This window comes from Enterococcus sp. AZ197 (genome assembly GCF_050556405.1).
Lineage (GTDB): Bacteria > Bacillota > Bacilli > Lactobacillales > Enterococcaceae > Enterococcus > Enterococcus faecalis.
Map to the genome: position 1 here is coordinate 1,425,068 of NZ_CP187873.1, position 26,817 is coordinate 1,451,884.

Sequence of the window (26,817 nt, forward strand, 5' to 3'; positions counted from 1 at the left end):
TAGTTTAACATATTTTTCACGGATTTGATTTATTTTCTGTAGTGTTCTTTAAAAAACAAAAAAGCTGAGACAAACTCACTTTGGATTTTGTCTCAGCCTTGTACACTGGCAAAGTATAGAAAGAAGTAGGTCAAGCTCTTCTCAAGACCGACTCAAGAGTATTTCTGTTTTTACTTGTTATTTAGCATGAAGTAAATTTTCTTTACAATGAATTAACTCTGTTAAAAACTGACAGTACGGTGTAGCAATCCCATAGGCTTTCCCTTTGCGAACAATTGCTCCATTGATATAATCAATTTCGGTTAAACGATGATTGGTTATTAAGTCCTGATACATCGATGGATGGTGCAAACCAATTGTTTCTCGATTATAACACGATCGGATTTGTTGAAGCACTGCTTGTTTATCTAACGTAACTTGTTCCACTTCAGCGACTGCTAAAAATTCATTAACTATTTGTTGAACAATTTGATCTGCTTGCTCTGTTTCGCCAAAGTCTGCCATATTACAATCCAACAAAGTACATAAACCATTCATTGTTCCATTCACACAGGCCTTCTTATAAATGGATAATAAAATATTCTCAGAATAACGAGCATTTAAGCCAGCGTTATTTAATACCTTAATGACTGCTTCTGCTGCTTGTTCACTTTGCGCCCCTAAATTTTGTAAATCAATCGAACCATTACCAAATAATTTTACTTTGCCCGGTCCTTCTAACCCAGCGGTCCACATTGTGTTTCCTAATAAAATATTTTCGTAAGGCACGTATTTTTTGATAATATCTTCGTGCCCAATTCCATTTAACAAGCATAAAACTTTCGTATTTTTATTAAGGAAATGTTCTAATGCTTCAAGCATTCCTGCCAGTTGCATTGCTTTTGTAAATAGGATAACTAAGTCTGCTGTAAAATCGATGCTTGCTACTTCTGTCTGAGGATAAATAGGAATTTTAGCGGTCATCACTTCGCCATTAAAATCAGCAACTAACCCGTTTTTTCTTATTGCTTCAATATGTTCTGGCCAACCATCAACAAAAATAACGTCATTTCCTGCTTGATGTAACATTAGTCCAAAGCGACTGCCCATAGCGCCAGCACCTGCGATAATAATCTTCATTTCTTTTCCTCCGTTCAATTTTTTATTTTTAGGTAAAAATCTGCTAAGAAAATCTCTATCTCTTACTTTTATAACCATAAAAAGGCAAAACATATGTTATATTATAAGTGATCTATTTGTTATTTTTTATCCAAGCGCATTTTTGTAAGCGCTTTTAAAAAGAAGGGGAGTTTCTGATGAATATTCAGCTTTTAAAGTACTTCATTGAAATTGTTAATACCCGCAGTTTATCGGCGGCCGCTCGCAATTTATTTGTCACCCAACCAACACTTTCTTTAGCATTGAAAAAAATGGAATCTGAGTTAGGCACAGCGTTGTTTGATCATTCTGATCAACCGTTTCAATTAACCGATACAGGTGTTTATTTATATGAACATGGCCAAGAAGTTGTTTTTCAATTCGATCAATTGGTAACAGATATTCGTGAAATGAACCAGAAACCAGTTAAAAAGCAATTGCGTTTAGGCTTAACTACTTTATTTGCTGTACAATTTATGAAAGAAATTTCACGATTTTTAACAACCCATCCACATGTGAATTTAATATTACAGCAAGATGGCTCGCCAAAATTACAAACGATGTTAGCAAATAAAGAAATTGATATGGGACTAATTTCTTTCCCAAATACCTTACCTGAAATTATTCATATTGAACCTTTAGAAACGACTACCAAAGGCTACCATGTTTATGTCGTGGTACCAGAATCAAATCCTCTCTCCCAATATGAAAAATTAACTTTTAAAGATTTGAAAGATCAACGATTTTCATCGTTAAGTGATAATTTTATGATTGGTCGCCTACTACTAGATCGGACTCGGAGCTTCGGTTATGAGCCGAATATCATTTTGCATAACGATGATTTACAAGTACTTCTTTATAGTTTACAAAAAAATAATTCGATTTGTTTGCTGCCGATTGAATATTATGAAGTGGGAAAAAGTCAGGGACTGAAATGGATTCCTTTAAAAGATAAGTTTGACTATTTCCCCATCGGCATTGCTTTGCGCCGCGATTTTAGTATGACAGAAGATGTTAGAGATTTTATACGAATCATTAAAGAAAATTAATGGATAGCCTAGCCTTGATAAGCAAAGACGACTTTACTATCATAAAGTTTCAACACTTTTTCAAATAAGAATTTTGAGAATAAACCCGCGACAATTGGAACAACAAACCAAGAAAAGAGTAAGGGTAAGATCCCTAAGCCCGCATCCAATGAAGCAAGTGGTCCCACGAGTCCAACCAAGCCAAATCCAGCCGATTGTGGGGTTCCTGAAATGTTGAATAGAACCACAGGAATTGCTGAAATAGTCGCTGTAAATAAACAAGGAATTAAAATAATTGGGTATTTAAATAAGTTAGGCATCATCATTTTCATGCCGCCCAAAGAGACAGCCAGTGTCACTCCCGATTGGTTGACATTCCAAGAATTAATCACAAGAACAACAGTTGTGGCTGCAATTCCCATTGCAGCAGCACCTGCAGACAAGCCATTCAACTGAATCGCCAAACCGATTGCCACAGTAGTGATTGGCGAAATAATCAGTGCAGCAAATGAACAAGCAATTAAAATACTCATGATAATTGGCTGGAAATCAGTAAAATTGTTAATCAATTTACCAATGGCGACCGTGATCTGTGTCACATATGGGTAAATCAACATGCCAAACAAGCCTGCACCTACTCCAACAACGATCGGTAAAGCAATGATTTCCACTGAACCGAATTTTTTATCGATGACTAATAAAAGTAAGACTGCAACAGAAGCGGTAATCATAATATTAATGATGTCACCAGTGCCTGCACCAATAAAGCCTTTCACTTCTGAATTAAATTTAATCACGCCAGAGCCAGCAAATGCTGCACCGCCAGCAATCATCATTTTTTGTGGCGTTAAGCCAAATTGAAAAGCAATCAGTCCACCAATAATTAAAGGGGTGGCTAGTTGGAAAATTTGCGCCGCATGAATAATCATTTCGATAATCTTGTATTCTGCAAAATATTTTAAAATGGCTCCTAATACAGCATTGGGAATTAAGGCGATAATGGTGCCGGAAGCTGTTCCAGCTAACACTTTGTTAAAAAATATTCTTGGGGTTAATTGAGCATCCAGTTTATCAGTGGGCATTTTCAACACTCCTATTGATTATTTTTGTTTTTTTAGAACAAGTTTGAGAATGATTGAACTTTCTATTAGATAAAGAGCGGCCTCAAAGAAGAGCGCTTATTTCTTTGAGGCGCTTTTTATTTAACTAAAGCAAGGAACGATTTTTAATATACATCCGTATCCGCATTATATTTCGCTAAATTGTCTTTAACATCTCGCAAGAACTTACCTGCTTGTTGTCCATCTAAAATTCGATGATCAATAGAAAGACATAAATTAACCATATCTGCCACTTTAAAGCCTCCATCTGCGGTTGGCACAAGGCGTTTATTAATTGACTCTACTTGTAATATCGCAGCTTGTGGATGGTTAATAATTCCCATCGATTGGACGGAACCTAGTGTTCCAGTATTATTAAGAGTAAAGGTCCCTCCTTGCATTTCTTTGCTTGCAAGCGTTCCTTGTCGGACTTCTTGTGCCAAGCGATTGATTTCGTTGGCTAGCCCTGCAATCGAATAGTTATCCGCTTGTTGAATCACTGGCACATAAAGATGCTCGTCTGTCGTTACAGCTATGGATAAATTAACATCTTTATGATAAATAATTGAGCCATCATCCCAAGATGTATTGATTTTTGGATTTTTCTTTAACGCTTGAATGACTGCTTTGGCAAAAAATGGGAAGAAGCTTAGAGACAGGCCTTCTTGTTGTTTAAATTCATCTTTTAATGAATTTCTAAGTTGGACTAAGTTGGTCACATCCGCTTCCACCATTAACCAAGCGTGAGGGATTTCGTTGACACTTTGGACCATTTTTTTAGCAATTGCTTTACGTACAGGATCTGCAGAGACAATTTTATCTGTGGTTGTTTCAGTTGGACTAGCTGTTGCGGCGCTTTCATTTTGCGAAGCAACTGGCTCCTCTGAAGTTGAAGGGCTAGTTCCTGGACTCGCTGTTTTCTCAGGTGTTCTTGCCTGTGTTGGTGTAAAGTTTGTGACATCTTTTCTAGTAATTCGGCCATCACGACCTGTCCCTGTAACTTGTGTTAAATCAATCTTTTTTTCTTGGGCAATTTTAAGGACTGCTGGGGAATAACGACCATTATTTTTTTGATGGGACGTCGCAGTGCTTGTTGTTTCAGCCGTTTCATGTTCTTGCGCTTGTTCCGCACTTGCTTCTTTCACTGGTGCTAAAGTAGCTACTTCTGTTTCTTCTGTTGTTTCTTCTGTCTCTAACGTCATCACCGCTGTTCCGATGGGCACATCTGTATCTAGAGAAATCAGAAATTCTTTTACTACACCATCAAAATCTGATGGGACTTCCGTGGTGACTTTATCAGAAACGACTTCCATTAAGGGATCATAACGTTTCACTGAATCTCCTGGTTTAACTAACCATTGGACAATGGCTGCCTCTGTGACACTTTCGCCTAGATGAGGCATTTTGATTTCTTTTGTGGCCATTTATTTTTTCCTCCTTGCTTCAATTAAAATTCTGCTAATTCTTTCATTGCTGCTAATACTTGCTCTTCGTTGATTAAAAATTCTCTTTCTAAAGGTAATGCATAAGGCATGCTTGGACAATCAGGTCCTGCAAGTCGTTGAATCGGTGCATCTAAATCAAAGAGAGCATCTTCTGAAATCATTGCCGCAATTTCACTCATCACGCTGCCTTCTTTATTGTCTTCTGTCACGAGTAAGACCTTCCCTGTTTTCTTAGCTGCAGCTACTAATGTTTCGCGATCTAAAGGATATAATGAGCGAACATCGACGATTTCGGCATCAATTCCTTCAGCGGCTAGTTTTTCCGCCGCAGCTAAAGCTAATTGCAAGGTCATGCCGTAACTAATCACGGTTAAATCACTACCCGTTCTAACGACATTGGCTTTGTCAATTGGTACGATATAATCATCTGCAGGCACTTCATCTTTTAGTAAACGATATAAACGCTTATGTTCGTAAAAAATGACTGGATCATCGGAACGAATCGCTGCTTTAATCATCCCTTTTGCATCATAAGGATTAGAGGGGGTCACCACTCTTAATCCTGGTTGTCCGCAAAAAACTTTTTCTGTAGACTGAGAATGATACAGCCCACCACGAACACCGCCGCCATAAGGGGTCCGATAAACGATTGGCGCAGTCCAATCGCCTTTTGTTCTATAGCGCATTGTCCGAGCCTCTGATAACAATTGATTGGTTGCAGGCAAAATGTAATCCGCAAATTGAAATTCACCAATTGCGCGATAGCCCATTAAACCTAAGCCGACAGCTAAACCACCAATTAAGCCTTCTGTTAACGGTGTATTAAAACAACGCTCGTCACCGTATTTAGCAGCCAAGCCCTTTGTTACACCGAACACGCCGCCTTTGTCGCCGCCGACATCTTCTCCAAAAATAACTACTTTTTCATCACGAGCCATTTCTTCAGAAATTCCTAAGTTAATTGCTTCTAAATAAGTCATCTCAGCCATTATATTTCTTCTCCTCTTCTCTTATTTTGCATACACTTCTTCTAAAATTGATGTCGGTACAGGATCTGGCATTGCTTCTGCTTCATCCGTTGCTTGATTGATTTCTGCACGAATTTCTTCATCAATTTTGGCAATGTCTTCGTCTGTTAAATAGCCCTCTTCTAATAATTGTTTTTCAAAAAGCTTCACTGCATCATTCTTTTTCATCTCTTCAATTTCTTCTTTTGAACGATAAACAGATTGATCATCGTCAGCGGAATGAGAAGTCAAGCGAGAAACCATTAATTCAATCAATTTTGGTCCTTTTTTCCCGCGAGCCGCTTTTACTGCTTCTTTAAATGCTAGATAGACTTCAGTAAAATCACTACCATCAACGGTTACACCTTCAAAGCCATAAGCTTTCGCGCGATCGGCCATTCGTTTATTGGCATACTGTTCTTCAATTGGGACAGAAATCGCATATTCATTATTTTCAACAACAAAAATGACTGGTAATTTTTTTACGCCTGCAAAGTTCATAGCTTCTTGGACTTCTCCTTGATTGGCAGAGCCTTCCCCAGTGGTGGTCAATGCAACAAAATCAGCTTTTTGAAGTTGCGCTGCATAACCAACACCTGTTGCTAATGGCATTTGTGTACTTACTGTTGAAGAGAAGGAAACAATATTATGCTCTTTTGAACCATAATGATTCGGCATTTGACGACCATGGGAAGAAGGATCCGCTTCTTTTCCAAAAGAACCCATTAAAATATCTTTGGAGGTCATGCCCCAAACCAAGCACGCGGTCATATCACGATAATACGGTAAAAAATAATCTTTTTGAGGATTAAAAGCCATCGCCATCGCTACTTGTGCAACTTCTGCCCCTTGACCAGAAATATTGAAAGAGGTCTTACCAATCCTTGTTAATTGCCACAACCGTTCGTCTAAACGACGTCCTCGTAGTACTTGACGATATGCCTGAATCAATTCTTCTTTTGATAAACCCGATTTTTTAAGCGTTTTCATTTTCATCAACCTTTCTCTATTTGTGAATCGCTAAGCCATAAGTATCTAAGGCTGCTTCTTGCAATACTTCTGTCATTGTTGGATGCGCATGGATTGCTTCACCAATTTCAATGGGCGCGGCATCTAAATACATGGCAGTACTTGCTTCGGCAATTAAATCCGTGACATGTGGCCCAATCATAGAAACCCCTAATAAATCATCGGTCTTCTTGTCACGAATTACTTCTATAAAGCCATCTGTTTCTCCATAAACAAGTGATTTACCATTACCATTAAAATTAAAGGTGCCAATCACTACTTCTTTATCTGCTGGTAAAGTTTCTCTAGTATAGCCGACACTTGCTATTTCAGGATTTGTATAAACACCTCGAGGCACGTTTGTATAATTTAAAGGTTCAACTGTCTCGCCTAAAAGATGCTGAACAGCTAACTCTCCTTCTTTCATAGCCACATGTGCTAGTTGGAGTGTATCGATACAATCACCGATCGCATAAATATGTCCTTCTGTGGTTTGATAAAATTCATTTACTTCAATGCCTTTGTCAGTATATTTCACTGAGGTATTCTGTAACCCTAACTTATTGATATTGGGTTGACGCCCAATTGCTACCATGACTTTGTCAACAGCGAGGCTTTCTTGTCCTGCAACTTCTATTTGAACCTTCTGCCCGATAACTTTCGCTTCTTGGACTTTGCTACCTAATAAAATGTTAATTCCTCGTTGCTCTAAACGTTTCTTTAATTCTTTAGAAATTGTTGCACTCTCATTTATAAGTAACCGATCCAAAAATTCAATGATAGTTACGTTGACACCTAAACTATTTAATAAAGAAGCCCACTCGACACCAATAACGCCACCACCAATAATTGCAATTGATTCTGGTAGCTCTTCTAATTCAAGCATCCCATCAGAAGATAAGATAAATTCTTCATCCAGTGGCAAATTAGGTAACGTTTTAGGACTAGAACCTGTCGCAATAATGACATTTTTAGGAACGATAATTTCTTCTTCCCGTGTTGGATCATTAAACGTAACTGCCACTGCGCCAGAGACTGGTGAAAAAATAGAGGGACCTAAAATCGCACCTTCGCCTGCTAAAATTTTGATTTTATTTTTTTTGCATAAGCCTTCAACACCTTTGTGTAACTGCTCAATAATTCCTTCTTTCCGTTGTTGTATTTTAGAAAAATCAATGGACGCTGCCTCTGTTTCAATCCCAAAAGAAGCCGCTTGTTTTAAGGTATCAAAAACCTCTGCGCTTCTTAATAAAGCTTTTGTAGGGATACAGCCTTTGTGCAAACAAGTGCCACCTAATTTGTATTTTTCAACAATTGTGACGTTTAGCCCTTTTTGTGCGGCTCGAATTGCTGCTACATAGCCTCCTGTTCCGCCACCTAAAATCAGTAAATCTGTTTGTTCCGCCATTTTGATCACTCCTGCTCAATTTTTGCTTCACTATAATTTAAAGCTTGTTCTTCCCCTGTTAATACTCGATTGACGCCTTCATATAAAGCAGCCATCTCCATTTCACCTGGGTAAACCTTAATTGGTGCAATCCAAGTGATTTTTTGACTAATTTCTTGAACAACGGTTTGCGAATAGGCTGCGCCCCCTGTTAAAATAATTGCATCAATTGCGCCTTCAAGAACCACGGCCATCTCGCCAATACTTTTTGCGATTTGGTAACACATTCCTTTTAAATAGTAATTTGCTGTTTGATCACCTGCAGCTATTTGTGCTTGGATATGCCGTAAATCTGTTTCACCTAGGTATGATTTAAGACCGCTATTACCCGCAATTAGCTTTTTCACTTGGCTAATCGTTAACTCCTGTTCAAGTATCCATTGCGCAAATTCAACGAGCGGTAAGGCACCACTGCGTTCAGGCGTATAAGGACCTTCACCATCAAGCCCATTTACCACGTCCACCATGCGGCCTTTTTGATGCGCCCCCAAGCTAATGCCCCCACCTAAATGAACAACGATAAAATTGCTTTGCTCATATGTTTTCCCTAAATCCTCAGCGATTTTTCGAGCGACCGCTTTTTGATTTAAGGCGTGACCAACGCTACGTCGGTGAATGCCTTTTAATCCGGAAATCCTGGCTAATGGTTGTAGCTCATCTACAACAACAGGATCGACAATAAAGGCTGGCACGTGATATTTTTCTGCAAACTCATTAGCTAAAATCGCCCCTAAATTTGAAGCATGGGTATTAAAGCGTTCTGTCCGCAAGTCTTCTAGCATTTGTTGATCGACAAGATACGTACCGCCAGGAATAGGCTTAAGCAAACCACCACGCCCTACGACAGCGGCTAATTGTGTGATGTTATGTGTTTCTAAAAATTCCGCGATCATTTGTTTTCGAAATGGTGTTTGACTGACAACATTTTCAAAAGGTGCCAATTCTTGGACGCTATGTCTAAGCGTTTCTTCCGCCAAGCAATCATGATTAGCAAAAAGCGCTAACTTAGTGGAGGTCGAGCCAGGATTAATAACCAATACTGTTTCCATTGTTTTCTGCTCCTTTTTTTAAACTTGTCTCATGGCAAATCTTAATGAATGGAATTTGCTTTCTGTCGAATCGCTTCTAGATGTTAAAACGACTGGGACTTTTGTGCCAACAATCGTTCCTCCCACCTTGGCGTGCCCAAACAAGGTTAATGATTTGTATAAACAATTTCCAACATCAATAGTTGGGACCACTAAAATATCTGCATCCCCCATGATAGGACCGCTGTAACGTTTATGCGCAACCGCTTCTTCAGAGGTCGCTAAATCAAGCGAAAGTGGCCCAAAAACCGTAGCCTCTTGTTGATCATTAAAATGTGCCGTGACTTCTTTTGCTAAAACAGACGAAGGCATTTTAGGATTGAAATTTTCCGCTGCGCTTAACAAAGCAATTTTCGGTTGATGCAGTCCCAATTTTTGGGCGACTTCTTTAGCATTTTCAACAATTTCAATGAGGGTCGCTTGAGTGGGAGCGATATTCATCGCACAATCGGTTAACAAGAAGGTTTTCCCCGCAGGCAGCTCCACCATTGCTACATGGGAAAGAATCGGTTTATTTTTTAATTGATGCTCGCTTTTCAATATTTCTTTTAGTAATGTGTGGGTCTGAATAATTCCTTTCAATAAAATTTGTGCTTGACCGGTTGCAACTAGACTGACAGCTTCCCGTGCTACCGCGGCATCATCTGAGCAATGAACATATTTCCAGAGATTTTCAGTATCAAGATTTTCGCTTGTATCAAATACAATAAACTGCAACGGTTGCTCGGCTTCTTTTAGTGCTTTTTTAACTAACTGTAAAATCTCTGGTTGTGAACCTCCTGCAATTGAAACAGTGATCATTTTCTCACCTCATTTTTTCTTCTTTACACTTTAAATCTACCTTAGTATGTAAGCGCATACAAATTGTTAATTTTTATGTCCTTATTAATATTTTTTATAGAGAAGGAAAAGCTTAGTAAATCAAGCTTTTCTTTCTCTAAACAATTGTTATCTAATTTACTTTTCATGAAAAAACTTCTTTTCTAAGAATGAAAGGAAAACTTATGCTTCGGCACAGCTGTTTATTTATGTCCGATCCTAAAGCATGTTATACTTTAGATACTTATTTTTAGGAGGAATTAAATGGCACTACTACTATTCTTTTTGTTTATCGCCCTACTAGGATTTGGTATATTAAAAATTAATAACCGCAGTATCCTCGGCGGTATCACTCTGGCTTCCGGCACCTTATTGTCATTAGTCACCTTACTATTTATCGGACTAGACAAAATTTATTTACATTTTAAGAATGGCGACCTAATTACCTTGGCCATTGCTTATCTATTAATTCCCGCTGTGTTTATCGGCATTTGCCTTTACTTTATTTTTAACTCACGTACGATGCAAACGAAAGAAGGCAAAAGTGTCACGGCTAAATTGTCGGCGGGCTTAGGGTTGAACTTATTAATTGCTTTACCAGCCTTTCTATATTTATTATCAGTTGGCACAGCGCAAATACCTTATGTGCTTTTTCTGTTCTTACTTTTTCTATTGTTAATGGATCTTTTGCTGACCTTTCTATTTGCTGCTTACGTCTTGTATTCATGGATGTACCAAATGATTCCTTTAAAAAAAGCGGTTGATTATATCATTGTTTTAGGTTCGGGAATTCGTAGCGAGGAAGTACCTCCACTTTTGAAGAGTCGGTTAGATAAAGGGATTGAATATTATGAAAAAAATCCCACCGCTAAATTTGTAGTCAGCGGTGGTCAAGGTCCTGACGAACCTGTGGCCGAAGCTTTCGCAATGAAAAAATATTTGCTTTCACAAAATATTCCTGCAGAAGCAATTTTGATGGAGGACCAATCCACAACCACTTATGAAAATATGTTGTTTTCTAAAGCAATAATTCAGGCAGATTGGCAAAAGATGCCGTCTGATTCTAAACAACCCTCTGTTATTTTTTCAACAAATAACTATCATGTCTTACGAGGAGCTATGTATGCCCATCGTGTCGGCTTAAAAGCTGAAGGTGTCGGGGCGCCAACTGCCTTATATTTTTTACCAACTGCTCTAATCCGAGAATACATTGCCTTACTGGTTCATGATAAGCGAATTGTGCTTTTTGTTTTTCTACTTGTCACTCTTCTTTTAGGAATCAGTATCTTACCCATCTAAAAAAACAGCGACTCACATTTTTGTGAGTCGCTGTTTTTATTCTTTTAATATAAAAAGGTTTAATGAACGTAATTGGCTATCAATGCAATCAGCCATAAATGAAGCGGATAGAATCCGTAAAATAAATATTTGAAAAATGGTGCTTTGCTCCCTCTCTCACCATTGTAAAGCGATATAAATGGTAACACAGTGATAAACATAAAATCAGAATTATAAGCTAACATTTCAATTGTCGTTGGCCAATCTCCCAACCATTGAAAACTTGTAACTAAGAAAAAGAGCGCTAATGCACCATATAAACAGTTCCGTAAGACAAGTCTCTTTCTGGCTAAATACGTAATCAACATAAAAGGTAACATCACAATGCCACCTTCAGCAAACATTGCTCCTGTTCCTAAAATTGCTAATATACTAATCAATAAAACAATTTTTAAACTGATTTTTGGCATCTCTAGCATCGCTTTTGTCACAATTAACATACTGACACCAAGGGCTAAGGTGAAGAAAATATTGTTGTGAACAGCGACAGCTGGATTATTCACTAAATGATTTAGCAGCGTATTTCCAACAAACATGATTGCTGCCCAAATATACAAACGACCATTGTAACGATAAACATTCCGTGTATAGTTGAACCCTTCTATAGCCATGTAACCAAAAAACACACCGACACAACGAGTAATTACATGAAAAATCAGTGCCCATTCTGGCGGAACAAAATAACTAATATGGTCAAGAACCATTAACCCCATCATCAATAACTTTAAGCGATTTGCGTTCATGAATCGTCTCCTTTATTTTTTCTACAGAAACTATCATATCTTTTTATATAACAGAAAACAACGAACATTCTTGTTAGATTCAACCATTCTTTTTGTCACTTTCGTTAAACCTGGTATCGCAAAGATAAATCTTCAAATAAATAATGTTGGTATTTAAATTGTTCAAAATGAATTTTTCGAATTTCTTGCTTAATGGCTATTAAGCATTCATCGACCGTCATCAATGATTCTTCTTTCAGAAGCGCCTCTTCTATTAATAATTTGCATTGGCAATCAATCAATAAAAGTTGACTATAGAATGTGTAAAATGTTTCTTTATTTAATTTTTCAATCAAATTTTTAGCTTGATTCTGCAGCTTTTGATAACATTTGGTCAATTTTTGATAATCCATTAAATCAACTAACTGACCTTGTTTTAACATGTTACTAAAGTCTAAATCCCAAAGCATTTCTTTAGTCGGCTGTTGCAATAAATAATACATAGAATGACTACTAATAATTTCAGTGGTCGGTTCTTCAATTGTTTCATAAAAAGTCACAAAATATTCTCGCTCAATCACAGTAATAATTTCTTCTTCTGAAAGCTCACAATCTTCTAAATTTTGATAGAATATCAATAATTTAATCCGCTCATCTATTTTATTCAGCGAAGCGACTAATTCAGGAAAAAGAACCGACTGACAATTCTCTACTAATTCTCTTGCCTTATTTTGTTCATTTTTATAAAAGCTGTATAACTTTTTCCGCTGTTTTAACGAGTTTAGTAAGTTATCGGGTATATTCCAGTAATATTGTTTCTTCATAGCATTCCCACTCTTCTTTTTTATGTACAATTTTACAAAATTGGTCTTAGCCAATTTCGTCTCTAGTTATTCTATCAAAAAAGTGACGCTTTTTTACTGACAATAATTACTCGTTTTACGCCCAAAAAGTGAAAATTCAGCTGTTAAGTAATTATTGGGGCTTGTTTCTCGCGGGCCGAAAAAACTTTTTCCTTTTAAAAGTCCAGAAAAAGACCTACACTAGAGATAGACAAACGTTGGAGGGATTTAAATGGATTTACACTTAACGAATAAATTAGCATTAATTACTGGTTCAACCAAAGGAATTGGCAAAGCAATTGCGATTGAAATGGCTCGTGAAGGGACCGATGTCATTATCAATGGGCGCAATGAAGCCGAAGTAATCAAAGTTGTTGAAGAAATACAAACAATGTTTCCAGACACTCATCCTCAAGCAGGGACTGCCGATATTTCCATTGAAAGTCAACGAGCTACTTTGCTTGAAAAATTCCCTAAAGTCGACATTTTAGTGAACAATATGGGAATTTTTGAACCAATGGAATACTGGGATATCGATGACGCCACTTGGGAAAAATTTTTTACTGTGAACGTGTTGTCAGGCAATGCATTAGCAAAAGCTTATCTACCTAAAATGCTTGCACAAGATTTTGGTCGCATTATTTTCATCGCTAGCGAAGAAGCGGTGATGCCTTCTGGCGAAATGCCCCAATATAGCATGACAAAAACGATGAATCTTTCCTTAGCTAAAAGTTTATCCAACTTAACTGTCGGCACACATGTCACCGTTAACACGGTTATGCCTGGCTCAACCCTTACCGAAGGTGTAGAAAAAATGTTGGAAGATATGTACGCTGATTCAGACATTCCCAAAGAGGATTGGGAAAAAGATTTCATGAAAAATCATCGTTCTCGTTCACAAATCCAACGGCTCATTCGACCAGAAGAAATTGGTCGTTTTGTTACCTTTGTGGCCAGCCCGGATTCTTCTTCCTTCTCAGGCGAAGCCTTAAGAATCGATGGCGGCTTAGTTCCAACGATCTTCTAAATTAAACAAAAAAGACAGCCAGCAAAAATTCACATTTTTTGCTGGCTGTCTTTTTAAGCATATTAATTGATTACTTACCAAAAGTAAGTTATATTTATCTCGAATTCGAAATAAAAAAGAGGTGAAACAATGAGCCAACAGCAAGAAGCTTTAAAAGCCTATATCGGTTTATTAAGAACCAGCCATCGACTAGAGCAACTTGCCAAGCAAGATGTTACTTGTTATGACTTAAACATTACAGAATTTTCAGTGTTAGAGCTGTTACTCCATAAAGGTCCTCAGACCATCCAAAAAATTAAGGAGAAAATTTTAATTGCTAGCAGTAGCACCACTTATGTTATTGACCAATTACATAAAAAAGGCTATGTAACGCGCACCCCCAGTGAAAAAGACCGACGCATTACTTACGTTGAACTAACAGAAGCTGGAAAAACATTAATTGAAGAAATTTTCCCGACGCATGCAAAGCGAATTGCAGAAGCATTTGAACAACTCTCTTCTGAAGAATTAACTCTTCTTCAAAAAACTTTACGAAAAATAACAAATGAAACGAAATGAGGAAATAATGATGAAAAAAGAAGATCAATTATTAGGAATCCACCACGTTACAGCTATGACAAGTGATGCAGAAAAAAACTATCACTTCTTTACAGACGTTTTAGGGATGCGTTTAGTCAAAAAAACAGTAAATCAAGATGATATCTATACTTACCATACCTATTTTGCCGATGATTTGGGTACACCAGGTACAACCATGACCTTTTTCGATTTTCCCAATAACCCTAAAGGATTAAAAGGAACCAATACAATTTCAAGAACAGGGTTCCGGGTTCCTTCAGATGCAGCTTTGACTTATTATGAAAATCGCTTCAATGAATTTGCTGTCAAACACACAGGTATTTCTGAAGAATTTGGCAAAAAAGTCCTTCGCTTCTGGGATTTTGATGATCAAGCGTATCAATTAATCTCTGATGAATTAAATCAGGGCGTTGCAGCGGGCACCCCTTGGAAAAAAGGACCTGTTCCAACAGAATCTGCGATTTATGGCTTAGGACCTGTCGAAATAGCTATTTCCTATTTTCATGAATTCAAAGAAGTCTTTGAAGAAATTCTAGGCTTTCACGTAGTGGCACAAGAAGGCAATCGCTATTTACTAGAAGTTGGCCAAGGTGGCAATGGTGCCCAAGTCATTTTGGTAGACGATGATACTAGCTCACAAGCACAACAAGGATATGGTGAAGTACATCACGTTGCATTCCGCTTAGCGGATCGCAAATCACTTGGGACTTGGCAAGCGCTCTTTGATCATTTAGGCTTACAAAACTCTGGCTATGTCGATCGTTATTACTTTGAATCATTGTATGTTCGTATTGGGCATATTTTAGTCGAATTAGCCACCGATGAACCAGGATTTATGGGGGATGAACCTTACGAAACATTAGGAGAAAAGTTATCTCTTGCGCCATTTTTAGAAAACCGTCGTGAGTATATTGAGAGTGTTATCAAGCCTTTCAATACAAAACGAGCCTAAGGAGGAAAAAACATGCATTCAATTTTAAAAAAAGGACATCCTGAAGCACCTGTCTTTGTGCTACTTCACGGTACAGGTGGTGATGAAACATCTCTCCTACCAATTGCCCAAGAACTAAATAAACAAGCTACTGTGCTAAGTATTCGTGGTGATGTTTCAGAAAATGGAATGAATCGTTATTTTAAGCGCCTAGCGGAAGGTCATTATGACTTAGAAGATCTAGAAAAACGCGGCGAGGCGCTTCATAAGTTTATTCAACAAGCCGCTAACGAGCATCAATTTTCATTGGATAAAATTATTTTTATTGGCTATTCAAATGGGGCCAATATCGCTATTCAATTATTGCTTACTCATCCCGACAGCTACCATCAAGCTGTCCTCTATCATCCCATGTTTCCTGTTGAATTGACCAATCAACCAGACTTGACCGACACTTCTGTTTTATTATCTCTAGGAGAGCATGACCCGATTGTCCCACTTCCTGAGAGTATGCGTGTGATTCAACTATTTCAGAATCATGGAGCAACCGTACAAGAGGTTTGGACACAAAGTCATCAATTAACTTATCAAGAAATTAAGGAAACACAAACTTGGTTGGCACATCTGTCCTCTTAACAAAAAAGTGAGGTCGGGACAGAACCGTTTAGCTCCGAGAAATAAGAAGAAATTTCCGAAAATTGCTCTTTAATTTTTGGAGAATTTCGGCTTATTTCCGAAGGAGTTGGTTCTGTTCCCGCCGTTTATCAGGTTTTGAGCCTGGGACAAAAATCTCTTTGGATTTTTGTCCCAGGCTCACTTTTTCTATTTTAAGATAACTCACTGTCTGAGCTTCTTTTTATTCTGCCATTTGAACAACTATTTTACCAACTGCATGGTGCGTTTCACTGAGTGCATGTGCATCATAAATCCCTTGTCTAGAAAAAGGGAAAACTTCACCAATAATTGATTTCACTTTTCCAGCTGCCATCAAATCAACAATTTTTTGTAATTGTTCTCCATTTGGTTGAAGCCAAATACTTTCAGCAGAAACATTTTTTTTGGCTGCCAATTGTTTATCTTCAATGCCCACAATTGAAACAAGACGACCTGTGTTTGGTTTTAAGACGTCAAAACTATTTTTTTGAACCTCACCACCCATTGTATCAAAAACCAAATCAACATCAGTTAATACCTCTGCAAAATTCGTTGTATGATAATCAATCACTTCATCTGCACCAATTTTTTTCAGTAAGGCATGATTTTTTGCGCTAGCGGTCGTGATGACATGTGCGCCCGCTTCTTTTGCTAGTTGAATCGCATAAGTACCGACCCCACCTGCACCAGCATGAATTAAAACAGTTTCTCCTTCTTTAAGGTGACCATGATCAAACAATGCTTGCCAAGCGGTTAAACCAGCCAACGGAACGGCAGCCGCTTCTTCAAAGCTAATTGTTTCAGGGATTTTTGCTAATAAATGATCATCCACAATCGTTACTTCTGCATAGGTGCCAAAACGAGTAGTTTCAGGACGAGCAAAAACTTTATCGCCAACTTGCCAATCCGTTACTTGACTCCCCACCTCTGTAATCACACCAGCGACATCCCAACCAAGAATAATCGGAAAGGACCAATCAAACATCTGTTTTAAATATCCTTCACGCAATTTCCAATCAATCGGATTAATTGATGTCGCGTATTCTTTTACCAACACTTGATGTTCCGATAATTCTGGCAGTGTTACTTCTGCTTCTTCAAGTACCTCTTTACTTCCGTACTGATTAATCACAACAGCTTTCATAAACCAACTTCCTCTCATTTGTTTCATTTTTCACACTTTTAGTATACGCCTATTGCCTTCTTTTTATATAAGAATATGCTTTAGTTAAATTGAGAGAAAGTAGCTGTTTTTAGTCTATTATTCATAACGTAAAGATTCAATTGGATCTAATTTTGCTGCTCTTCGAGCTGGTAAAGTTCCTGCTAAAAAAGCAATAAACATAATAACTAAGATAATCGTTAGTGAAGATGGCAATGAAAATTGAATTAATTTAAATCCTGTTAAAGCCTTTAAAAAAGAATCCGTTGCCAAACGATTAACTAAATTTCCAACCCCAACAGCTCCTAAAATGCCTAATATTGAGCCAAAAAAGCCAATTAAAGCCGCCTCAACACTAAAAATTGTAAAGACTTTCCCATTGCTAAGACCCATGGCTTTCATTAAACCAATTTCTCGCGTTCTTTCTTGGACAGACATATACAGCGTGTTAATAATGCCAAAGCTTGCAGCTAACAAGGCAATTGCACCAAACATGGTTAAAACACCAGTGATTGCATTGATTATATTACGAATCATGCCAATTTCATCTTCGACAGTAGTCGCTAAATAGCCAGCTTTGTCTAAATCTTTTTTGATGTCCTTAATCTGCTCTGGCGTGCTGTCTTTTTTAACTTCAGCAATAATCATCGCGTATTGATTTTTTAAATGTTCTGGAAGATCTGCTTGATTGATTGAGACAACTTTATCAATCAATGCTTTATTCATCAACGAGAGCCCATTTTGAATGACACTGGCATTTCTAACGCCAACAATTTTCGCTTCAATAACTTGCTCTTGTCCTTTCAAGGAACTTGAGATACCTAATTGAACTGTTTCTCCCACGGCAGCTTTACTAGATGTATAGCCGAGCGCTTTTACATATTCTGGTGACAAATTAATTTCGAAGTCCTGGCTCGTTTGCGAAACTTTACGGCCAGCCGCTAAATCAATGGTCATCTCATCTAGCGCAGAAGTTGCTGAAAATACATATTTATGCTTATCTGCTCCTTTTATATAATCGATAGCAACGGATTTCATTGGTTCCACTGATGTAACATCCGAGATTTTTTTAATCTTCTCAATATCTTTTTCAGCAAGCATACTTTGTTGTTGAATCGTACTGGTTTTTTTCTCTGGATTATATTTACTTGGTTCTGTTCCGTTACCAACATTCATCTCCATTTTTGGCTGAATAAATAGCTGATTTGCACCACCGACACTGCCGACTTGTTTGTCAATATAATCATTTACACCAATATTGACTCCTGTAGTTAAAGCTATGGTAAATGCTCCAATAAAGATTGCAATAATGGTCAATACGGTTCGACCTTTATTACGCATTAAATTGGTACTAGCTGATTTTAAAATATCTCTAAATTTCATTTACTCATCTCCTCCTACAATCAAGCCGTCTCGAACATGAACTTGCCGATCACAACGTGCTGCTAAGTCTGGATCATGTGTCACAATAATTAAGGTAATTCCTTTATTTTTATTTAAATCAAATAACAATTCTTCAATTTTCTTCCCAGTGGCAGAATCTAAATTCCCTGTAGGTTCATCTGCAAAAATAATTTGCGGATTATTAACTAAAGCACGCGCTATACATACCCGTTGTTTTTGGCCACCAGATAAATTATTCGCTTTATTTTGAACTTTATCTTCCAAACCGACTGCTTTTAACGCATCTAAAGCCATCTTTTTCCTCTTGCTACCGGAAATCCCACCGATTTTTAATGGTAAAAGAACATTATTTAAAACTGTATCCTTGGCATTCATAAAGAATTGTTGAAAAACAAAACCAAATTCTTCATTTCTCGTTTTATTCAGCACTTTCTTTCTAATACTAGTAACATTTTTACCATTTAAATAAATATCTCCTGAAGTTGGTTGATCTAGCAATGCCAAAATGTGCATAAATGTTGATTTCCCAGAACCACTTTTACCAATTATGGCCACAGATTCACCTTTTTCAACTTTTAAATCAACACCTTTTAACGCATCAAATTTTGTTTCGTTCTTTCCATAACTTTTTTTAATATTTTTTGCTTCAATTACCGCCATGTTACCCCTCCATTTTTCATTCTTTGTCGTTTACTTATTTACAAAGTTTTTTACTCTTTTCATACTCCTTTCTTCTCTTTCTATTTTGACGGAAGCCCTTTCCTTTGTCATGGTACTTCCGATGTATCTCTCAATTAAAACAATAAGAACATGTTCCAAATTCACCTCATTGAACATGTTCTTATTAATTAGTTATGCATTTACGCGTTTAATTTCACGATGTTTATTCAATAAATAGGCCAAACCAAGATTAATGCCAACAAAGCAACTGATTGTCAGAAGAAGTGGCAGGACAGTAAAACCAGTGGATTGATAACCAACCATTGCTTGCAAGACGTGGAGCATTCTCAGGCGCATTGGTGTCCCCCCTAATTGTGCAATCGTGCCCAGTAAAATAGGAATCATTAATAACAGCAATAAAACAATGAGTTTTTTTACGCCATCTATCCGATCATTAAAGACACCTGCTAACAAGCCAAGTGAGCCACTAAGCATTAGTAAGATAAAAAAGAGCAACCACGACATGAAAAAGTTTCCTTGTGCATAGACATCAATTAATTTCATTGATAATTGAAAATGAGAAATGAAATTGCCGCTAAATACTTTAATCAGTACAAGTACAGCCAAGGATCCAACCAAAGATAAAATAGCATTACTTACAAAATTCACCAAAAAAATCGTCCAGCGGGAAAGCCCGTTTTGAATAAACAGTTTAAAATCTGTGTTTACCCCTAAAAATGATAGTATCCCCATAAAAACCAGACAAGGAATTACTGCATCAGAGCTGACAGTATTTACGTCGTTAGAAAAGAGCAAGCCAATAAGAGGAAAAAGAATGCCGAACAAAGCATAAAAGCCAAAATAAATTGCTAAGGAACGGACTTGATAAATAACACGATACCGCAAAGCTGTTTTAAATTTCATTTTACTTTTCCTTCTTTCTATTGGTTAATTGCACAAAATATGTTTGTAAATTTAGCGGCGCAATTTGAACCTCTGCTTTTTCAGTCGGCAAGTCGCCGTACACGTAAGCCGTAACTGCCCCACCTAAAGTGTCCCTGCCTAAGATTTCCAATGACTGAGTATAGCGCTCTACTTGTTCTTTCGGCCCAGAAACAATGCGACCGTTTTTCAAAATTGTTTCAATAGATTCTGCGCGAATCAATTTTCCTTGATCAATGATGATAATATCTTCTAATAAATTCGCAATTTCTTCAATCAAATGGGTGGAAATCACAAACGTACGGGGACGTTCTTGGTATGTCTCAATTAAATAAGTATAAAATAATTCCCGATGATTGGCGTCTAAACCTAAGACTGGCTCATCTAAAAAAATATACTCACAGGGGACCGATAGCGCCACTATTAGTTTAGCAATACTCCGATAACCAGTTGATAATTTTTTGAATGTCTTTTTACCATCTAAATCAAAATCGCTTAACATTTGTTCGGCCAAAGACCAGTCAAAGGATCCATAAAAACCTTCAGTCGTTTTAAAAATATCTTTAATTTTTAACTGAGGAGGAAATAAATTATCTTCACTCATTAAGTAAATATGATTCAAAGCAGTCTCATTATCGGTCACTGTTTCTCCCGCCAATTGAACGGAACCTGAAGTGGCAAAACTTCGATTATTAATGATATTTAATAACGTACTTTTACCAGCCCCGTTTCTGCCTAAGAGCCCATAAATCGTTTCTTTTTCAAAAGTAATTGAAATATTATCTAGTGCTTTTTTTTGATGATATTTTTTACTTACTGATTCCACCCGCAAACTCATGCGTCATACCCTCTTTCAATTAGTTGTTTTAATTGTTCAGCTGTAATCCCTAATTTTTTAGCTTCTGCGACAACTTCTAAGACTTCTTTATTTAAAAATTCTTCTTTCCGTACACTTCTTACTCTCTCTTGAGCGCCTGGTAAAACAAACATGCCAATCCCCCGTTTCTTTTCAATCAACTGTCGTTCTACTAATAAATTCATTCCTTTTAAAACGGTGGCTGGGTTGATTTGATAACTTTTTGATATTTCTGTGGTTGAGGGAATTTGTTCGCCTTCTAAGTAAGCGCCATTAAAAATTCCTTCGGCAATCTGATCGGCTACTTGCTGAAATAAAGGCTTTTCCCCCGAAAAATTAAATTCCATTTTTACACCTCACTTAAACGGTTAACTACTTATGTAACTAACTATATATCTTAGAAATTCTTTTGTCAATAAAAAAACCATTGTTTCCAAAGAAATTTTTCTTTGAAAACAATGGCTATACTTTTGAGTTTATTGAATGGTTTCGTTCTTATAGGGTTCCATTGTATAACAATTCATCGGTTGTTTCGTTGACAATTTTTAAGCGATTTTGTTTTTTTATCAAAATACTTTTATAGGTCGTTCCTGTAGCCTTTTCTTCCATCACAAGAATGCGTTTATACTCATTATCAGTGACTTTCTTAATCGTTGTTTGATTTAAGGACGGGATTTTTTCTTTTAGCGTTTTTTCTTCCGCCAGACCTTTTAAGATTTCTGATTCTGTAGTGGAACTTGTGGATTTACTAGAATCGCTTGATACACCTTCGTTATTAGACGCACTTTCAGATGACTTGCGACTTGATTCGGTTACTTTAGGCTGTGATGATTCACTGGTATTAGTTGAATTCATTTGAGTTTGGGTTTGATTCCCACATGCACCAATTAGCAACCCAACGCCTAAGATAGAACTTGCTAAAATTGTTTTTCTAATCATTTGCATGACCTCCTACATCTATCATTACTTTAACCTTAACATTTTTCAGCTAAGAGAACAATTTTTCAGATTAGAAAAGACCACTAGTCGTTATTTAAATAAACGAACTAGTGGTCTTACTTATTTAGGAATGATCTTCATATGAGTGAGTGGGTAATAAACAAATTGTGCTTTCCCTAAGATTTGATCTGCATGTATTGCACCAAAAGAACGGCTGTCTTTGGACATACGGCGATTATCACCAAGTACAAAATAGCTATCTTTAGGTAATTTTTCTTGCATTAACAATTCTTTTGAATCAAAATTCGTAGTGTAAGGCATCGTTTCATGATCTTTTTTTCTGTTTTTAGTTAAATACGGTTCAGCGATTGGCTGATTATTGACATATAACTGATCGTTTTCGTAACGCACAGCTTCTCCTGGTAAACCAATCACACGTTTAATCAGAATCGATCCTGTGTCTGTTTTAAAGACCACCACATCAAACCGTTTAATGGCGGAGAATTTTTCCATCACAATCATATCTCCTTGATTCAAGGTTTTTTGCATAGAATGGCCATCCACCCGAACAGGAATCAGGAAAAATCCTCTTAAAATAAAAACGGCTACGATTGCTGGTACTAAAATTTTCAGAAAGTACATTAAATACCCAACATAATCACGTTTCTTCTTCAACTTCGTGCCACCTTTTTTCTAGTTTTTTTGAATTTCTTTGACTGCTGTATCGTAGGCAGCGTCATTTTCAAGAATTAATTTACCTAAAGTGGCTTCAATTTTTGTGGCTGTTTCATTGTCGATTTCTCCAGTTACAGGCAAGCCATTTTTCTGTTGAAGATCGCTAACCGCTGCTTTTGTTTCTGCGGTGTAGTTTGCATTGTTTTCATCAACAGGATACGCTAATACAGCTAAAATAGCATTTAAGTTCTGAATATCTTCAGATTGATCTCCTTCTTTTAGCGTTTTATCGCGAGGAATCAATTTTAAATAGGCATACTCGGGGTAATCAGCTTTGATGGTTGGTTCAATTCCTTTTTCGTTGATCCATTCGCCTTTTGGTGTTAACCATTTTAAAACAGTCAATTTTATTTCGGTTTGGTCATTTAAATCTTTCACCGTTTGGACCGTTCCTTTGCCAAATGTTTTCGTTCCAATTAATGGGACATTCGCAGATTCATGCAGTGCTGCAGCAAAAATTTCGGATGCACTGGCACTATTGCCATCAATGATAACTGCAACAGGTTCTTTTACTTTAAAGCCGTCGTCTAATTCTTTGGAAGCAACTTCTTTCATCGTACGTCCTTTTTTGTCTTCAAATTGAACAATTGTTTCGCCATTTTTTAAAAACATACTGGCCATTCGCTCTGCTTGATCTAGCAGTCCACCAGGATTTTGGCGTACATCAATTACAAAGGATTTAGCTCCTTTGGCACGTAAATTCGTGATTGTTTCTTTCAATTCTTGATATGTTTTTTTACCAAAGGACGTAATTTTAATCGAGCCAATTTGTGCATCATTTTTGTCTAACTCACCAGTCACTGTTTTAACGGGAATTTTCCCACGTTTGATTGAGATATTTTTAGTTTCTCCCTCTCTTTGGATAGTCAATTCAACGGAAGTTCCTTTTTTTCCTCGGACTTTTGAGACGACTTCTGCTAGTTTCATCCCTTTTGTAGCTGTACCATCAACTTTTTCAATAATATCGCCTTCTTTGATTCCCGCTTTTTCAGCTGGGGAATCTGCTACAGGGGCCTCTGCTACAACTGGTTCGCCATCTTTCATTGTCATAGTGGCACCAATTCCTTCAAAATCACCAGATAAGCTTTCGTTTAAATCATTGGCAGCAGATTCATTTAGATAAGTTGAGTATGGGTCTCCAATGGCTTCAGACATGCCTTTTAAGGCGCCTTCAACTAATTCATTTTTATCTACTTCACCTACATAATTGGTACTAATTTCATTATATAAATCCTGCACTTTGCTTAAATCAGCATTGGTAATTGCCCCTTCTTGACTCATCTTTTTAACACGATGATCAAAATAAATATAACTACTTCCTCCAGCTAAAAATGCGACACAGAGGAGCGAAATAATATATTGATAAAAAGGAACAGTTCGTTTGTTCTTCATAGATTTCATCTCATTTCTAACAAATTCGTCACTACTTTTGTTTACTATAACATGAATGAAAAAAGAGGTCGGGCCAGAAGCGTTTAACTCCGAGAAATAAGAAGGAATTTCCGAAAATTGTTCTTTAATTTTTGGAGAATTTCGGCTTATTTCCGAAGGAGTTGCTTCTGTTCCCGCCGTTTATCAGTTTTTGTCCCACGCTCTGGATTTATTTATTGTTTTCAAGGTACTTTTCCCATAACTCATCAAAGATGTCCATGTTACTTAAATAGTCAGCATTCATTTCTAAATAAGAAGAAAGTTCATGATAATCCTCGGTTTGTTTTGGAAACTGAATATCTTTGGCCGCTTCATTGGCAAAATCAGTTTCAGGATCTTTAGCCGGACCTTTTAATGTCATTAAGTAATGGTAAAAGCTTCGTCTCATGTAAATTAATCACTCCATTTTTCTTCAATAAATTCACTTCTACGTTGATGGGACAATCCATAACGCAAAGCGTCTTTTTTATAAAAGTCTTGATGGTATTCTTCAGCAGGATAAAATGGTGCTGCTGGTTCGATGGTGGTAACAATTGGTTCTGTAAAACGGCCACTATTAGCTAGACGTTCTTTACTTTTCTCAGCAATTTCTTTTTGTTCTTGGGAACGATAAAAAATAACTGGCCGATAATTATCGCCGCGGTCTTGAAACTGACCGAAAGCATCAGTAGGATCTGTTTGTTGCCAATAAATATCCACTAATTGTTCGTAAGAAATAATCGCTGGATCAAAAGTGATTTCTACTGCTTCCGTATGGCCTGTTGTGTGTGTTAGAACCTGTTCATATGTTGGATTAGGCACGTGCCCACCTGTATAACCCGAAACAACTGAGATAATCCCTGGTTGTGTATCAAAAGGCTGCACCATACACCAGAAACAGCCGCCTGCAAAAATTGCTTTTTCTTCCATCTCTAACACTCCTTTTTTATTTCTCTTTTGGCAAGTATATATTCATCCGAATGTCATCGTCAACTAAATTAATCTTTTCTGCTCGAACAAATAGACCATTTTGCATTCTAAACTGATCTAAACGTAATAAAACAGTTTGATCATCTGGATTGATTTCAACCCATTTAGGTAGTTTGTAAGAACGTTTAGCAAATTTCAATACTTCTTTAATTGGCAAGCCTAACGTTCCTATAGATAAACTTTTTGCTTTTAATTGTACATTACCATTCGCCATCACGTAAGGATCAAAATATAAGTAAAAAGGAATGTCATGCCCTAACACCTGAAATGTTCCATTTAATAAAGCATCATTTTCTAAATAAAATTTATATTTAATCTCCGAGCCTTTTTGAAAGTCGGCTAAATAAAAGTCAATCAGTTTGTTCACTTGTTGTTTTTTTGACTGAATGGTGACGACTGGCTCGCCTTCTTTTTCAACAATTGCTGGTATTTTCTTTAAATCTGGTTCGCGAACTTGTGTTGCTCGAAATGTCACGAAAGCTACACTACCAATGACTAAACCCACTAGAACAAGAAAAGCGATTTTCCAGGGATTTCGTTTAAGATTGGTTGGTTGTGTCTTTTTAATTGATTTACTTGTTTTTGGCTTTTCTTCATTCATTTTATTCACTACCTTCTGATTTGGTTATCCATTCTTTCTCTGTCTTGACCATTTCATCCCGGACAGCTCCGGCCATAATTTGGTAGCCAAGATTATTCGGATGGAAGCGATCTTCTTCATATAACAAATTGTTTAAATCCTCTTTGCTAGCACTACTTCCTGTAGTTTCTGAGTCACCACCAGTTACGCCAACTTCATCGCCACGACCTTTATAGAGTAAATCATTGATAGGAATGAAATAGGCTCGTTTTTGCTCTTGAACCATTTCTTCGGTTGCTTGATTCCAGTTATCAACGATTTCTTGCATTTCTGTAATTTCGGAAAAGTTTAAGTAGAAGGGATTGTAAATTCCTAAGACATAAATAGGGGCCTTCTCGTTGTACTCTCGGATTTCTTCAAGTAGTCGTCTTACTCGGCGTTGATAGGCTTTTTGTGGACGATTGAACGAGCTGACTTTCAAGTCGAAAATATTACTACTAATTACTTTCATTAAGTCATTTCCGCCAACCGTTAGCGTAATCACGTCCGCAGAGGCAAGGCCCTTTTGAATTTCAGGTTTTTCTTTGATTCGTTTTAAAATTTGATCACTACGATCCCCATTTTTCCCAAAATTGTCTGTTTGAACACCGTTCAAGTTGTAGTGTTCTTTTAAATCATCTGCCACAATAGGAACAAAACCTCCACTATTCGTCAAATCGCCAATTCCTTCAGTTAAAGAATCACCGATTGCTGTATAATGAATGACTTCTTTTTGATTTTTTTGAGCAGTTGTGGCCACTTTCTCTTGCTTTAATAGTGGCTTTGCTTTGGGGATGGCCACACTTAACAATGTAAAAACACCTAGCGCAATGAGGATAGGTGTTAAGACGGTCAGCAAAATATGCTGTGTTTGTTTTTTCATCTTCGTCACTTCCTTTTAAATAAACTAACAAGAAATTTTCCTTTT

Annotated in this window: 28 protein-coding genes and 2 pseudogenes; 6 read left to right on the forward strand and 24 right to left on the reverse strand. The window is 37.1% G+C overall.

What is annotated here, in order from left to right; all coding sequences use genetic code 11:
- Nucleotides 1–177 precede the first annotated feature (177 nt).
- Entirely contained in the window at nt 178–1,119 is a 942-nt protein-coding gene (locus IGK82_RS06960) for a 2-dehydropantoate 2-reductase (protein WP_002360232.1), read from the reverse strand.
- A gap of 176 nt (nt 1,120–1,295) precedes the next feature.
- Between IGK82_RS06960 and IGK82_RS06965 the strand changes: the two genes are divergently transcribed.
- A complete protein-coding gene (locus IGK82_RS06965) occupies nt 1,296–2,186 on the forward strand; it encodes a LysR family transcriptional regulator (protein WP_002378358.1) in 891 nt (296 codons plus the stop codon).
- Between the two features lie 8 nt (nt 2,187–2,194).
- Here IGK82_RS06965 and IGK82_RS06970 read toward each other — a convergent pair whose 3' ends face one another.
- The 8 genes and pseudogenes from IGK82_RS06970 to ptb all read right to left on the reverse strand — a co-directional run bounded on the left by IGK82_RS06970 (nt 2,195) and on the right by ptb (nt 10,061).
- A complete protein-coding gene (locus tag IGK82_RS06970) occupies nt 2,195–3,247 on the reverse strand; it encodes a PTS sugar transporter subunit IIC (RefSeq protein ID WP_010709438.1) in 1,053 nt (350 codons plus the stop codon).
- 143 nt (nt 3,248–3,390) lie between these two features.
- Nucleotides 3,391–4,323, reverse strand: a pseudogene (locus IGK82_RS06975) (dihydrolipoamide acetyltransferase family protein); the annotation flags it as partial.
- A gap of 195 nt (nt 4,324–4,518) precedes the next feature.
- A pseudogene (locus tag IGK82_RS06980) lies at nt 4,519–4,689 on the reverse strand (biotin/lipoyl-containing protein); the annotation flags it as partial.
- A 23-nt stretch (nt 4,690–4,712) separates the two neighbouring features.
- Nucleotides 4,713–5,699: an alpha-ketoacid dehydrogenase subunit beta gene (locus tag IGK82_RS06985; protein WP_002357475.1), complete on the reverse strand. Its 987-nt coding sequence runs from the start codon at nt 5,697–5,699 to the stop codon at nt 4,713–4,715.
- A 21-nt stretch (nt 5,700–5,720) separates the two neighbouring features.
- On the reverse strand, nt 5,721–6,713 hold the full coding sequence (locus tag IGK82_RS06990) for a thiamine pyrophosphate-dependent dehydrogenase E1 component subunit alpha (RefSeq protein WP_016622399.1): 993 nt from the start codon (nt 6,711–6,713) through the stop codon (nt 5,721–5,723).
- A 10-nt stretch (nt 6,714–6,723) separates the two neighbouring features.
- On the reverse strand, nt 6,724–8,133 hold the full coding sequence (gene lpdA, locus IGK82_RS06995; protein WP_010709441.1) for a dihydrolipoyl dehydrogenase: 1,410 nt from the start codon (nt 8,131–8,133) through the stop codon (nt 6,724–6,726).
- A 5-nt stretch (nt 8,134–8,138) separates the two neighbouring features.
- Nucleotides 8,139–9,221, reverse strand: coding sequence for a butyrate kinase (buk, locus tag IGK82_RS07000; RefSeq protein ID WP_002365701.1), 1,083 nt, complete (start codon nt 9,219–9,221; stop codon nt 8,139–8,141).
- An 18-nt stretch (nt 9,222–9,239) separates the two neighbouring features.
- The gene (gene ptb / locus IGK82_RS07005; RefSeq protein ID WP_010709442.1) at nt 9,240–10,061 is read right to left on the reverse strand and encodes a branched-chain phosphotransacylase; all 822 of its coding nucleotides are present in this window, start codon (nt 10,059–10,061) and stop codon (nt 9,240–9,242) included.
- A gap of 282 nt (nt 10,062–10,343) precedes the next feature.
- On the opposite strand from ptb, the gene IGK82_RS07010 reads away from it, so the two are divergent.
- Nucleotides 10,344–11,378, forward strand: a complete 1,035-nt coding sequence (locus tag IGK82_RS07010; protein ID WP_002382358.1) for a YdcF family protein — start codon at nt 10,344–10,346, stop codon at nt 11,376–11,378.
- A 59-nt stretch (nt 11,379–11,437) separates the two neighbouring features.
- On the opposite strand, the gene IGK82_RS07015 is transcribed toward IGK82_RS07010, so the two are convergent.
- Nucleotides 11,438–12,160 (reverse strand): TraX family protein, encoded by a 723-nt coding sequence (locus IGK82_RS07015; RefSeq protein ID WP_016622397.1) that lies wholly within the window; start codon nt 12,158–12,160, stop codon nt 11,438–11,440.
- A 104-nt stretch (nt 12,161–12,264) separates the two neighbouring features.
- On the reverse strand, nt 12,265–13,017 hold the full coding sequence (locus tag IGK82_RS07020; RefSeq protein ID WP_002398752.1) for a DUF7006 family protein: 753 nt from the start codon (nt 13,015–13,017) through the stop codon (nt 12,265–12,267).
- A 196-nt stretch (nt 13,018–13,213) separates the two neighbouring features.
- Here IGK82_RS07020 and IGK82_RS07025 point away from each other — a divergent pair, with 196 nt between their 5' ends.
- The 4 genes from IGK82_RS07025 to IGK82_RS07040 all read left to right on the forward strand — a co-directional run bounded on the left by IGK82_RS07025 (nt 13,214) and on the right by IGK82_RS07040 (nt 16,154).
- Complete coding sequence (locus tag IGK82_RS07025) at nt 13,214–14,008, forward strand: SDR family NAD(P)-dependent oxidoreductase (protein ID WP_002409468.1); 795 nt, start codon at nt 13,214–13,216, stop codon at nt 14,006–14,008.
- 129 nt (nt 14,009–14,137) lie between these two features.
- Nucleotides 14,138–14,566, forward strand: a complete 429-nt coding sequence (locus IGK82_RS07030; RefSeq protein WP_002361878.1) for a MarR family winged helix-turn-helix transcriptional regulator — start codon at nt 14,138–14,140, stop codon at nt 14,564–14,566.
- Between the two features lie 10 nt (nt 14,567–14,576).
- Nucleotides 14,577–15,539, forward strand: coding sequence for a ring-cleaving dioxygenase (locus IGK82_RS07035; protein ID WP_033592054.1), 963 nt, complete (start codon nt 14,577–14,579; stop codon nt 15,537–15,539).
- 12 nt (nt 15,540–15,551) lie between these two features.
- Nucleotides 15,552–16,154 carry an alpha/beta hydrolase gene (locus IGK82_RS07040; protein ID WP_010709448.1) on the forward strand — a complete coding sequence of 201 codons (603 nt, stop codon included), beginning with the start codon at nt 15,552–15,554 and terminating at the stop codon, nt 16,152–16,154.
- Between the two features lie 220 nt (nt 16,155–16,374).
- Here the strand turns inward: IGK82_RS07040 and IGK82_RS07045 are convergent, their stop codons facing one another.
- From IGK82_RS07045 to IGK82_RS07105, 13 genes are all read right to left on the reverse strand, one after another.
- The gene (locus tag IGK82_RS07045) at nt 16,375–17,343 is read right to left on the reverse strand and encodes an NADP-dependent oxidoreductase (protein WP_430605071.1); all 969 of its coding nucleotides are present in this window, start codon (nt 17,341–17,343) and stop codon (nt 16,375–16,377) included.
- Between the two features lie 90 nt (nt 17,344–17,433).
- Entirely contained in the window at nt 17,434–18,717 is a 1,284-nt protein-coding gene (locus IGK82_RS07050; protein ID WP_002357458.1) for an ABC transporter permease, read from the reverse strand.
- Complete coding sequence (locus tag IGK82_RS07055; RefSeq protein ID WP_002357457.1) at nt 18,718–19,398, reverse strand: ABC transporter ATP-binding protein; 681 nt, start codon at nt 19,396–19,398, stop codon at nt 18,718–18,720.
- Nucleotides 19,399–19,590: 192 nt separating this feature from the next.
- Entirely contained in the window at nt 19,591–20,322 is a 732-nt protein-coding gene (locus IGK82_RS07060; protein WP_002410158.1) for a hypothetical protein, read from the reverse strand.
- A gap of 1 nt (nt 20,323) precedes the next feature.
- On the reverse strand, nt 20,324–21,178 hold the full coding sequence (locus IGK82_RS07065; protein ID WP_010709452.1) for an ATP-binding cassette domain-containing protein: 855 nt from the start codon (nt 21,176–21,178) through the stop codon (nt 20,324–20,326).
- Nucleotides 21,175–21,543: a GntR family transcriptional regulator gene (locus IGK82_RS07070; protein ID WP_002394486.1), complete on the reverse strand. Its 369-nt coding sequence runs from the start codon at nt 21,541–21,543 to the stop codon at nt 21,175–21,177. The genes IGK82_RS07065 and IGK82_RS07070 overlap by 4 nt, the downstream gene beginning before the upstream one ends.
- A gap of 148 nt (nt 21,544–21,691) precedes the next feature.
- The gene (locus IGK82_RS07075) at nt 21,692–22,141 is read right to left on the reverse strand and encodes a hypothetical protein (protein ID WP_002357452.1); all 450 of its coding nucleotides are present in this window, start codon (nt 22,139–22,141) and stop codon (nt 21,692–21,694) included.
- 114 nt (nt 22,142–22,255) lie between these two features.
- Nucleotides 22,256–22,810, reverse strand: a complete 555-nt coding sequence (gene lepB / locus IGK82_RS07080) for a signal peptidase I (RefSeq protein WP_002382369.1) — start codon at nt 22,808–22,810, stop codon at nt 22,256–22,258.
- An 18-nt stretch (nt 22,811–22,828) separates the two neighbouring features.
- The gene (locus IGK82_RS07085; RefSeq protein WP_002365715.1) at nt 22,829–24,271 is read right to left on the reverse strand and encodes a S41 family peptidase; all 1,443 of its coding nucleotides are present in this window, start codon (nt 24,269–24,271) and stop codon (nt 22,829–22,831) included.
- Between the two features lie 199 nt (nt 24,272–24,470).
- Nucleotides 24,471–24,689 (reverse strand): YozE family protein, encoded by a 219-nt coding sequence (locus IGK82_RS07090; protein ID WP_002357449.1) that lies wholly within the window; start codon nt 24,687–24,689, stop codon nt 24,471–24,473.
- A gap of 5 nt (nt 24,690–24,694) precedes the next feature.
- On the reverse strand, nt 24,695–25,210 hold the full coding sequence (msrA, locus tag IGK82_RS07095; protein ID WP_002357448.1) for a peptide-methionine (S)-S-oxide reductase MsrA: 516 nt from the start codon (nt 25,208–25,210) through the stop codon (nt 24,695–24,697).
- A 16-nt stretch (nt 25,211–25,226) separates the two neighbouring features.
- On the reverse strand, nt 25,227–25,880 hold the full coding sequence (locus IGK82_RS07100; RefSeq protein ID WP_002357446.1) for a YpmS family protein: 654 nt from the start codon (nt 25,878–25,880) through the stop codon (nt 25,227–25,229).
- A complete protein-coding gene (locus IGK82_RS07105; protein WP_002365717.1) occupies nt 25,873–26,772 on the reverse strand; it encodes an SGNH/GDSL hydrolase family protein in 900 nt (299 codons plus the stop codon). The genes IGK82_RS07100 and IGK82_RS07105 overlap by 8 nt, the downstream gene beginning before the upstream one ends.
- Nucleotides 26,773–26,817: the final 45 nt, after the last annotated feature.

What these genes read in the sequence shown, in the direction of transcription:
- IGK82_RS06960 (WP_002360232.1), bottom strand. Translation starts at nt 1,119, where the DNA reads ATGAAGATTATTATCGCAGGTGCTGGCGCTATGGGCAGTCGCTTTGGA.
- IGK82_RS06965 (WP_002378358.1), top strand. Translation starts at nt 1,296, where the DNA reads ATGAATATTCAGCTTTTAAAGTACTTCATTGAAATTGTTAATACCCGC.
- IGK82_RS06970 (WP_010709438.1), bottom strand. Translation starts at nt 3,247, where the DNA reads ATGCCCACTGATAAACTGGATGCTCAATTAACCCCAAGAATATTTTTT.
- IGK82_RS06985 (WP_002357475.1), bottom strand. Translation starts at nt 5,699, where the DNA reads ATGGCTGAGATGACTTATTTAGAAGCAATTAACTTAGGAATTTCTGAA.
- IGK82_RS06990 (WP_016622399.1), bottom strand. Translation starts at nt 6,713, where the DNA reads ATGAAAATGAAAACGCTTAAAAAATCGGGTTTATCAAAAGAAGAATTG.
- lpdA (WP_010709441.1), bottom strand. Translation starts at nt 8,133, where the DNA reads ATGGCGGAACAAACAGATTTACTGATTTTAGGTGGCGGAACAGGAGGC.
- buk (WP_002365701.1), bottom strand. Translation starts at nt 9,221, where the DNA reads ATGGAAACAGTATTGGTTATTAATCCTGGCTCGACCTCCACTAAGTTA.
- ptb (WP_010709442.1), bottom strand. Translation starts at nt 10,061, where the DNA reads ATGATCACTGTTTCAATTGCAGGAGGTTCACAACCAGAGATTTTACAG.
- IGK82_RS07010 (WP_002382358.1), top strand. Translation starts at nt 10,344, where the DNA reads ATGGCACTACTACTATTCTTTTTGTTTATCGCCCTACTAGGATTTGGT.
- IGK82_RS07015 (WP_016622397.1), bottom strand. Translation starts at nt 12,160, where the DNA reads ATGAACGCAAATCGCTTAAAGTTATTGATGATGGGGTTAATGGTTCTT.
- IGK82_RS07025 (WP_002409468.1), top strand. Translation starts at nt 13,214, where the DNA reads ATGGATTTACACTTAACGAATAAATTAGCATTAATTACTGGTTCAACC.
- IGK82_RS07030 (WP_002361878.1), top strand. Translation starts at nt 14,138, where the DNA reads ATGAGCCAACAGCAAGAAGCTTTAAAAGCCTATATCGGTTTATTAAGA.
- IGK82_RS07035 (WP_033592054.1), top strand. Translation starts at nt 14,577, where the DNA reads ATGAAAAAAGAAGATCAATTATTAGGAATCCACCACGTTACAGCTATG.
- IGK82_RS07040 (WP_010709448.1), top strand. Translation starts at nt 15,552, where the DNA reads ATGCATTCAATTTTAAAAAAAGGACATCCTGAAGCACCTGTCTTTGTG.
- IGK82_RS07045 (WP_430605071.1), bottom strand. Translation starts at nt 17,343, where the DNA reads ATGAAACAAATGAGAGGAAGTTGGTTTATGAAAGCTGTTGTGATTAAT.
- IGK82_RS07050 (WP_002357458.1), bottom strand. Translation starts at nt 18,717, where the DNA reads ATGAAATTTAGAGATATTTTAAAATCAGCTAGTACCAATTTAATGCGT.
- IGK82_RS07055 (WP_002357457.1), bottom strand. Translation starts at nt 19,398, where the DNA reads ATGGCGGTAATTGAAGCAAAAAATATTAAAAAAAGTTATGGAAAGAAC.
- IGK82_RS07060 (WP_002410158.1), bottom strand. Translation starts at nt 20,322, where the DNA reads ATGAAATTTAAAACAGCTTTGCGGTATCGTGTTATTTATCAAGTCCGT.
- IGK82_RS07065 (WP_010709452.1), bottom strand. Translation starts at nt 21,178, where the DNA reads ATGAGTTTGCGGGTGGAATCAGTAAGTAAAAAATATCATCAAAAAAAA.
- IGK82_RS07070 (WP_002394486.1), bottom strand. Translation starts at nt 21,543, where the DNA reads ATGGAATTTAATTTTTCGGGGGAAAAGCCTTTATTTCAGCAAGTAGCC.
- IGK82_RS07075 (WP_002357452.1), bottom strand. Translation starts at nt 22,141, where the DNA reads ATGCAAATGATTAGAAAAACAATTTTAGCAAGTTCTATCTTAGGCGTT.
- IGK82_RS07085 (WP_002365715.1), bottom strand. Translation starts at nt 24,271, where the DNA reads ATGAAATCTATGAAGAACAAACGAACTGTTCCTTTTTATCAATATATT.
- IGK82_RS07090 (WP_002357449.1), bottom strand. Translation starts at nt 24,689, where the DNA reads ATGAGACGAAGCTTTTACCATTACTTAATGACATTAAAAGGTCCGGCT.
- msrA (WP_002357448.1), bottom strand. Translation starts at nt 25,210, where the DNA reads ATGGAAGAAAAAGCAATTTTTGCAGGCGGCTGTTTCTGGTGTATGGTG.
- IGK82_RS07105 (WP_002365717.1), bottom strand. Translation starts at nt 26,772, where the DNA reads ATGAAAAAACAAACACAGCATATTTTGCTGACCGTCTTAACACCTATC.